This is a genomic window from Bradyrhizobium vignae (assembly GCF_004114425.1).
Taxonomy (GTDB): domain Bacteria; phylum Pseudomonadota; class Alphaproteobacteria; order Rhizobiales; family Xanthobacteraceae; genus Bradyrhizobium; species Bradyrhizobium vignae.
Genome location: NZ_RDQF01000148.1, coordinates 1 through 1,143 on the forward strand (window position 1 = coordinate 1; position 1,143 = coordinate 1,143).

Here is a 1,143-nt window from a genome sequence, read left to right on the forward strand (position 1 = left end):
TCCGCTCGCCAAGTCGATGATAGCGACTTGGTGGGCGGCAAAGAAGATCCCGTATTGCGCATCGTTTGCCGAGGGGCGGATGGCGAGGCGCTCGCCACGGAAGGCCTGTGGCACTTTCCAAAGACGTCCCTTGAAGCTGACATAGGCTTTGGTCGTGGAGACGCGGCGCACGATCTCATGGCTGTCGTATTCGACCTGTGGCAATCGATCGGGCATTGGTCGCTGGCTGGGCCGATATCGACTGGCCGGGACCTGTTGTCCGAGCGCCTCGTGTGGCCGTTCGAAGTTGTAGACTTCCCGCCAGGCGTCGAAGGCACGCTGCGTCTCTGCGAGATCGCGGAACTGTCGCAGTGCGAACACCTCAGCCGCGAGGGTGCGGTGGAATCGTTCATTCTTGCCGCGGCTTTGCGGGTGATATGGGCGGCTGTGGATGACGGCGACGCCAAGCTTGAGCAGCCACACCGAGAACCGTGTCCATCGCTCGCCGGAAGGATCACCCCAGGGCGAACCATTGTCGACGAAGAAAGCCTCCGGGAGCCCGTAGTGGCGAAAGGTCTTCTCCAAGCGGCTGCGCACGGTATCTGTGCGTTGATCGGCACAGGCCTGCAGGCACAGATCATAGCGGGAGTGGTCATCCACCACCGTCAGAGGATGGCACTGGGTATCATTGCCGAGCCGAACCCAGCCTTTGAAGTCCATCTGCCACAACAGATTGGGGGCCGGCATCTCGAAACGCTGGCTTGCCGTCGGGCCGCCGATCGGAGGCTTGATGCGGCCAGACCGACGCAAGATCTGATGAACTGTTGAGACTGCTGGCGAACGCAAGCCATTGCGCTCCAGGCAGTGAGCTATCTTGCGAGCTCCCCATGCCGGATGGGCATCGCGTACCGCGAGAATACGTGCCTCAAGCTCGCAATCGGTCTGTCCCGGGCTCGCATGCGGTCGGCGCGAGCGGTCGTCGACATTCTGATCCGCTTGCCATCGTGCAAGCCATTTGTAGCCCGTGTCGGGATGGATATTGAACCGCCGGCAGAGCTCCCGCCGGTTCGCTCCCTCCTGCATCGCAAGCCGCACGAACTCCCGCCGCTGATCCATCACCGACACCTCTCGCCAGGGCATGGACTTGGCCTCCTTTACTGCCAA

Annotated in this window: 1 protein-coding gene; it reads right to left on the minus strand. The window is 62.0% G+C overall.

Translation table 11 applies throughout. The features are described from left to right. The coding region (locus EAV90_RS39165) for an IS481 family transposase (protein ID WP_129146480.1) at positions 1-1,119 on the minus strand (1,119 nt) is incomplete at its 3' end. Positions 1,120-1,143: the final 24 nt, after the last annotated feature.